Origin of the sequence: Nocardia sp. NPDC058497 (assembly GCF_042720195.1) — a bacterium.
Taxonomy (GTDB): domain Bacteria; phylum Actinomycetota; class Actinomycetes; order Mycobacteriales; family Mycobacteriaceae; genus Nocardia.
Genome location: NZ_JBHXMY010000316.1, coordinates 1 through 6,976 on the forward strand (window position 1 = coordinate 1; position 6,976 = coordinate 6,976).

A 6,976-nucleotide genomic window follows, 5' to 3' on the forward strand; every position below is an offset into this window, starting at 1 on the left:
CACCCCCGGGCCCCGGGGGGGCGAGTAGCCGCCCGAGTTTTTGTGTTGGTGTGTGGGGGGGCGGGTGTTTTTTTAAACCCACCGCCCGGGGGGGCGGGGGGGGGGCGGGCCCGCGCGCCCCCCCCCCCCGCTTCCGATCAGCCCTGGCCGAGCATGCCGCGCATCGTGGTGATCTCGGCCTCCTGAGCGGCCACGATGGCCGTCGCGAGCTGCCGGGATTCCGGGTTGACGCCGCCGGCGAGCTCGGTACGCGCCATGTCGACCGCGCCCTCGTGATGGTCGATCATCATCTCCAGCCACTGCTTGTCGAACTCGGCGCCCTGGGCGGACTGCAGTGCGGTCATCTGGGCGTCGGTCATCATGCCAGGCATGTCGTGACCGCCGTGGCCTTCGCTCGCACTCGGTGCGGGCTTGCCGAAGGACGCCAGCAGACCGGTGATCTGCTGCATCTCCGGCGCCTGCGCCTTCTCCACCTCCGCGGCCAGCGCGATGAGCTGCTGGTTCTGGGTGTGGCTCGGCACCATCTTCGCCATCTCGACGGCCTGCGCGTGGTGCGGGTACATCATCTGCAGGAAGGTGACGTCGGCGTCGTTGAAGTCGGTGCGGGCCGCGGCCGTCGCGCTGGTCGCGCTCGCCGAGCTGGTCGACGAGTGGGTGTCGTGCGTCGCGGAATCGGTGTCGTCGCCGCAGGCGGCGAGCAGCAGGACGCTCGCGGCGGAGACGGCGAGGACGGTGGCGCGGGTACGGGTGATGAACATCGGTGATCCTCCTGGGGATTCTGGTGACGGTGAGATGGGTTGGACCGCCGCCGGGCACACCGGTGGCGGTCGGCCTGTCAGATCCGCAGAATTGCCAGTTGCGCGAGGGAGAGAACGGTCCACGGCGGTGGGCGTTCGCGCCTGCCACGCCACGGCCGCGCGCTCGCGTGGCCGGTCGTCGCGATGTCGTTCGTGAGCCGGTAGAGCAGTACCAGCGTCAAAGCGGCGGCCAGTGCGGCGAGGACGAAGACGCAGGAATGGACGGCGGAATGCTCGCCGCAGCCCGCGGCCCCGCAGCCGGTATCCGCGCCGTGCTTGTCCTCGGTGGGGGCCGCGGCCAGCACGATCTCGGTGGCGGGGTCGGAGAAGTGGATCGGGCCGCCGGTAGGGACGTCGTGCGCAGCGGTGCTCGCGCGTGATGACTCGGTGGCCATGGCGTGCGGTGAGGCGGCGGTGCTTTCGTGCGCTGAGTCGGTGGTCATGGCGTGCGACGACGCGGCGGTGCTCGCGTGCGATGAGTCGCCGGCGGATGGGTGCGGTGACGCGGCGGTGCCTGCGTGCGACGACTCCGCCGTGGACGCGTGCGCGGTGCCGAAGACCGCCGAGTGCATGGCGACGATCCCGGCCAGCAGCATCAGCACGGCGAGCACCCTGGCGATGCCGGGTGCGCGCTCGAGCGAATGCTGATCGATCACGGCACCGAGTCTAACCAGCGCGGTCGGGCTGCCGGAAATACCCCGACACGGTAGGGGTAGTTACCCGGTGGCGATGTCGACGACCAGCCGCGGCGGGTCCGTCAGCACGGTGACGGTGAACGGCGGCCGATCGGCGTCGATGCCGACGAAGGACTGCGTCGCGCCTTCGTAGACCAGGGTCTTGTAGACGCCGGTGATGCCGGGGACGCCGGGATCGGTCACCGGGTCTGGTCCCGAATACGCCGGGGCGGTCGAGTCGAACGGGTAGACGGACCCGAGGATGCGCACCTCCAGGATCGAACTGCCCGCCACGTCGACGGTCTTGCCGCTGCCGTCCTGGACCGCGCGGTCGGTGTACTCGACCCGCCAGCCCGGGGTGCCGGTGCCGCCGAGGGCGAAGACCACCCGGTCGAAGCCCTCCTGTCGGCCGATCCGGATATCGGTGACGGTCAGCGCGGCGCCGGTGGAGGCATCGCCCGACTTGGGCGCGTTGTCGGTCGGCACCTCGCCGGTGGCGTCGGCGAAGGTGCTGGTGGTGCTCGTCGGCGCGGTGGTGGCGACCGGCGCGGTGTCGGTGCCGCAGCCTGACACCGTCAGCGCCGCGATGGCGACCATGCCGAACACGAGAGCGTTACGCATGAGGCTGATGGTACTCAGCACGGGTGCGGCGGCGGGCGAACCGACGCAGGGCGTGTTCGGGCTACGGCAAGTTTGCTGGGGAACGGGCGAGGGATCTGGGCGGCCCGATCTGCGCAGGGGCATCGGCTGAGCGGCGGCGGCGACGCGATCGCCGCGGGGCGCCTTGCGTTCGAGGTGGACCAGACGAGGCCGATCTGGTCCAGAAACAGCGGTCGAAACAGTGGGGAACAACGGGATTCGTGAGATCGGCCTGCTCGAGCCGATCTGCAAGGATGTCGCAAATCGATGGAAGCTGTTCGTGCCCACCGGAGTACGTGCTAGGACATCGCACTGTGAGCAAGGCCACGGGCGGATATCAGGGCCGGATGTGACGGTGGGGCAACGATCTAGCACACTTGTCGCGTGGACAGAGTCGAGGACGTATTCACCCGGCTGCGCCGGTATCCGGATGTGGAGGCGCCGAACCTCTATGCCGTCGACGCCGCCGACCGGCTACTCCTCGATACCGCCGCGGATGCCTTGGCGGCGGCGGGTAGCGGCGAGGTTGCGGTGATCGGCGACGCCTACGGCGCCCTCACCGTCGGCGCGGCGACCCGGCACGATCTGACCGGTCTGCGCGTACATCAGGACCTGCTCACCGGGGAACTCGCGCTGGCTGCCAATGCCAAGAACCTCGGGCTGACCGATCGCTACACCGCGCACGGTCTCGACGCCGAGTTGCTGACCGGCGCGCGGGTCGTGTTGATGCGTCTGCCGCGGATGCTGTCCGGCCTGGCCGAGATCGCCGAGACCATCGCCCGCTACGCCGCCGAGGATGTCGTCGTGTTCGCGGGCGGGCGCGACAAGTACCTGACCCCGGCCATGAACGAGGTGCTCGCCGAATCGTTCGGGCAGGTGCGCGCGGGCCGTGGCAGACAGAAGTCACGGGTGCTGGTGGTGAGCGAGCCGCTGCCGGTCGGTGAGGCGCGGTTCCCGGTGGCCGAGCACATCGCCGAGATCGACGGCGAGGTCCTCGCCTACGGCGCCGCGTTCTCCGGCCCGCGCCTCGACATCGGCACCCGCTTCCTGCTCGAGCACCTGGACCGGATGAAGCCCGACGCCCGCGAGGCCATCGACCTCGGTTGCGGCACCGGCATCCTCGCGGTGGCGCTGGCCAAGTCGCGCCCGCGCATCCGGGTCGTCGGGACCGACCAGTCCGCCGCCGCGGTCGCCTCGGCCAGGGCCACCGCGGCCGCCAACGGCGTGGCCGACCGGGTGACGGTGGTGCGCGACGACGCCATGTCCTCGGCCGCCGACAACAGTGCCGACCTGGTGCTGTGCAATCCGCCGTTCCACGTCGGCGCCGCAGTGCACACCGGCTCGGCGATCAAGATGTTCGCCGAGACCGGCCGGGTGCTGCGGCCGGGCGGCGAGCTGTGGACGGTCTACAACTCGCACCTGAACTATCGGGGAGTGGTCGAACGGATGGTCGGGCGCACCGATGTGATCGGGCGGAACCAGAAGTTCACGGTGACGCGGTCTGTTCGTGGCCTGCGCGACGTACAACGATAGAGCCGGTCAAACGCGGTAGAGTCCGATTTGTCCGAACGGACGGGTGACCGCAGGCCGGGAACTTTGTCCGATCGTGGCGCGTTGAACAGGCAGTTGGAGCTGTACAGCGACTATTCACTCCAAGAAAGGCGCACGGTGCGTACCTCATCGAATCCGGTGTTCAAGAACTTACCTCGCCAGGAGGGTGTCGGCGGTTACGCGAACTTCGGTTCGGGCGTCGCCGGCGCGGGCCAGCTGGGCAACCAGCAGTACGGACAGCAGCAGTACGGCGAGTACGGGCAGCAGTACGGCCAGCAGTTCCAGCAGGCCCCCGCCACCCGCGCGATGACCATCGACGACGTGGTCACCAAGACCGGCATCACCCTCGCGGTGCTGACCGTCACGGCGATCATCTCGTTCGCGCTGTCCTCGGCGAACCCCTCGCTGGCCCCGCTGTTCGTCATCGGCGGCGGTCTGATCGGCTTCGTGCTGGTCATGGTCGCGACCTTCGGCCGCAAGATGGACAACCCCGCGATCGTGCTGTCCTACGCGGCCTTCGAGGGTCTGTTCCTCGGCGCGCTGTCGCTGATGTTCACCGACGTCACCTTCGGCGGTGTCGGCGGTAGCGCCCTGATCGGTCAGGCGGTGCTCGGCACGTTCGGCGTGTTCTTCGGCATGCTCGTCGTCTACAAGACGGGCGCGATCCGGGTCACCCCGCGTTTCACCCGCATGCTGCTCGGCGCCATGGTCGGTGTGCTGGTCCTGATGGTCGGCAACCTGATCGCGAGCTTCTTCACCGACGGCGGCTTCGGCCTGCGTGACGGTGGCGTGCTGGCGATCATCTTCAGCCTGGTCTGCATCGCCATCGCCGCGTTCAGCTTCCTGCTGGACTTCGACGCCGCCGATCAGCTGATCCGCGCCCAGGCCCCCGAGAAGGCCGCCTGGGGCGTCGCCCTCGGCCTGACCGTCACCCTGGTCTGGCTCTACATCGAGATCCTCCGCCTGCTGAGCTACTTCCAGCGGGACTGAGATAGCGAGTAACACAAGCGGCTCCCCACCACAATGGGGAGCCGCTTTGCTGTGCCTGGCATGTCGGTCCGGATCGCGCTATTCGGTGGCATCGGCTATCGCAGCGAGCTGATTACCCACGCAGGTAATTGCGGTGTCCAGCCTCGCGAAGGCTTCGATCATTTTCGGCGCGTTGTCGAGAACCTTCTGCATTCGTTCCAAGGGACTCTACCGTCGCAGCGAACGCCGACATGGTATCGAGGTCCTGCGACGCCGAGCTTGGGGCCGCCGTTCGCTGCTGCCAAGGACAGCGAATCCGACGCGATCTTCGCCAGCGCTATGGAGTTCGCCGGGTCACCAGCCTGGTCGATCAGCAAATCGCGGAACCCCGCTCCGGCGAATTGCTGATATCCGTATCGAAATGCGTTGGGCGCCAGTGCATCCGAAACTCATCGAAGGGTAGCCGGTCAACAGCCACCGCATCGCGAATGATCGACGCCAGATGTCCTGCGTCGATGAACGCGGCCGTGAACCTGCGCGACGGGGTTGTCACGGGCACACCGTCGAGACCGGCTTACCGGGTAGCTCAGTTGCCTTTGGTACCGGTGCTGAGGACTCCGAGGAGGTCGTGTCGGGTGATGACGCCGACCGGCTTGCCGTCTTCGACGACCATCAGGGCATCGGTGTCGGAGAGGGCCTTGGTGGCGGTCGAGAGGGGCTCGCCCGAACCGATCAGCGGGAACGACGGGCTCATGTGCTGGGCCACCGAGTCGGTGAGCTGGGCGCGTCCCTCGAAGACGGCCGAGAGCAGGTCGCGCTCGGTGACGCTGCCCGCGACCTCGCCCGCCATCACCGGCGGCTCGGCGCCGACGACCGGCATCTGCGAGACGCCGTACTCGCGCAGGATCTCGATGGCGTCGCGCAGGGTCTCCGACGGGTGGGTGTGCACCAGGTCGGGCAGCTCGCCGGACTTGCCTCGCAGTACGTCGCCGACCAGCGGTTCGGGACCGGCCTCCAGGGGCGTGGTGAGGAAGCCGTAGGAGCTCATCCACTTGTCGTTGAAGATCTTCGACAGGTAGCCGCGGCCACCGTCGGGCAGCAGCACCACGACGACGGCGTCGGGATCGCGCCGGGCCACCTCGATCGCGGCGACCACGGCCATGCCGCAGGAGCCACCGACCAGCAGGCCCTCCTCGCGGGCAAGGCGGCGGGTCATCTCGAAGGAGTCGGCGTCGGAGACGGCGATGATCTCGTCGGGGACGGACGGGTCGTAGGCCGAGGGCCAGAAGTCCTCGCCGACACCCTCGACCAGGTACGGGCGGCCGGTGCCGCCGGAGTACACCGAGCCCTCCGGATCGGCGCCGATGATCTTCACCTTCCCGCCCGAGACCTCCTTGAGGTAGCGGCCGGTGCCGGTGATGGTGCCGCCGGTGCCCACGCCCGCGACGAAGTGGGTGATCTTGCCTTCGGTGTCGGCCCAGATCTCGGGGCCGGTGGTCTCGTAGTGGCTGTCCGGGCCGCCCGGGTTGGCGTACTGGTTGGGCTTCCAGGCGCCCTCGATCTCGCGGACCAGGCGATCGGAGACGTTGTAGTAGCTGTCCGGGTGCTCCGGCGGCACGGCGGTCGGGCAGACCACGACCTCGGCGCCATAGGCACGCAGCACGTTGCGCTTGTCCTCGCTGACCTTGTCCGGGCACACGAACACGCACTTGTAGCCACGCTGCTGGGCGACCAGCGCGAGACCGACACCGGTGTTACCCGAGGTGGGCTCGACGATGGTGCCGCCCGGCTTCAGCAGCCCTTCCTCTTCGGCGGCATCGATCATCTTGACCGCGATCCGGTCCTTGGAGCTGCCGCCCGGGTTGAGGTATTCGATCTTGGCGGCGACCAGGCCCGCGTTCGGGCCGACCACAGAGTTCAGCCGAACCAGTGGGGTGTTGCCGATAAGGTCGACGACATGATCCGCAATGCGCATGCCTCCATCGTTGCAGAACCGTAGCTCGGCGTCGCGACCTGGTCGGATCCTGTGAGCAGCGGCACCGTGGGCACCGCCGCGCAGGCACCTGTTCTCTCCCGCCGCGGCGGGGTACGAATTGGTCGCCGCGCAGCTGCTTCCCGTCCTGATCGAGGCGGTGCGCACCCAACCTGCTCTTCCGGTGGCGCTCGGCGAGACGTAGATTCACGAAGGACCGGTTTAGTAAACACCGTTCACGTCAGCCATGTGAAAAGGAGTCCTCATGCCCGAGGCCGTCATCGTATCTACCTCCCGCTCCCCGATCGTCCGTGCTTTCAATGGTTCTCTGTCTATTATTCTTCCTTACTACCTGAACGTGCAGATGGTCAAGT

At 68.1% G+C, this 6,976-nt stretch carries 8 protein-coding genes; 4 read left to right on the top strand and 4 right to left on the bottom strand.

What is annotated here, in order from left to right; all coding sequences use genetic code 11:
- Nucleotides 1-137: 137 nt before the first annotated feature.
- The 3 genes from ACFWPJ_RS20380 to ACFWPJ_RS20390 form a co-directional block, all read right to left on the bottom strand.
- The gene (locus tag ACFWPJ_RS20380; RefSeq protein WP_378853543.1) at nt 138-758 is read right to left on the bottom strand and encodes a DUF305 domain-containing protein; all 621 of its coding nucleotides are present in this window, start codon (nt 756-758) and stop codon (nt 138-140) included.
- 77 nt (nt 759-835) lie between these two features.
- Nucleotides 836-1,453: a hypothetical protein gene (locus tag ACFWPJ_RS20385; RefSeq protein ID WP_378853545.1), complete on the bottom strand. Its 618-nt coding sequence runs from the start codon at nt 1,451-1,453 to the stop codon at nt 836-838.
- A gap of 60 nt (nt 1,454-1,513) precedes the next feature.
- On the bottom strand, nt 1,514-2,092 hold the full coding sequence (locus ACFWPJ_RS20390) for a hypothetical protein (RefSeq protein WP_378853547.1): 579 nt from the start codon (nt 2,090-2,092) through the stop codon (nt 1,514-1,516).
- Between the two features lie 402 nt (nt 2,093-2,494).
- Here ACFWPJ_RS20390 and ACFWPJ_RS20395 point away from each other — a divergent pair, with 402 nt between their 5' ends.
- From ACFWPJ_RS20395 to ACFWPJ_RS20405, 3 genes are all read left to right on the top strand, one after another.
- A complete protein-coding gene (locus tag ACFWPJ_RS20395; protein ID WP_378853549.1) occupies nt 2,495-3,643 on the top strand; it encodes a class I SAM-dependent methyltransferase in 1,149 nt (382 codons plus the stop codon).
- Between the two features lie 135 nt (nt 3,644-3,778).
- The gene (locus ACFWPJ_RS20400) at nt 3,779-4,651 is read left to right on the top strand and encodes a Bax inhibitor-1/YccA family protein (RefSeq protein WP_378853551.1); all 873 of its coding nucleotides are present in this window, start codon (nt 3,779-3,781) and stop codon (nt 4,649-4,651) included.
- Between the two features lie 60 nt (nt 4,652-4,711).
- A complete protein-coding gene (locus ACFWPJ_RS20405) occupies nt 4,712-5,038 on the top strand; it encodes a hypothetical protein (RefSeq protein ID WP_378853553.1) in 327 nt (108 codons plus the stop codon).
- A gap of 178 nt (nt 5,039-5,216) precedes the next feature.
- On the opposite strand, the gene ACFWPJ_RS20410 is transcribed toward ACFWPJ_RS20405, so the two are convergent.
- Nucleotides 5,217-6,605, bottom strand: coding sequence for a cystathionine beta-synthase (locus ACFWPJ_RS20410; RefSeq protein ID WP_378853555.1), 1,389 nt, complete (start codon nt 6,603-6,605; stop codon nt 5,217-5,219).
- Between the two features lie 262 nt (nt 6,606-6,867).
- Here ACFWPJ_RS20410 and ACFWPJ_RS20415 point away from each other — a divergent pair.
- Nucleotides 6,868-6,976, top strand: a 109-nt coding sequence (locus tag ACFWPJ_RS20415; RefSeq protein ID WP_378853557.1) for a hypothetical protein, incomplete at its 3' end; no start/stop codon positions are given.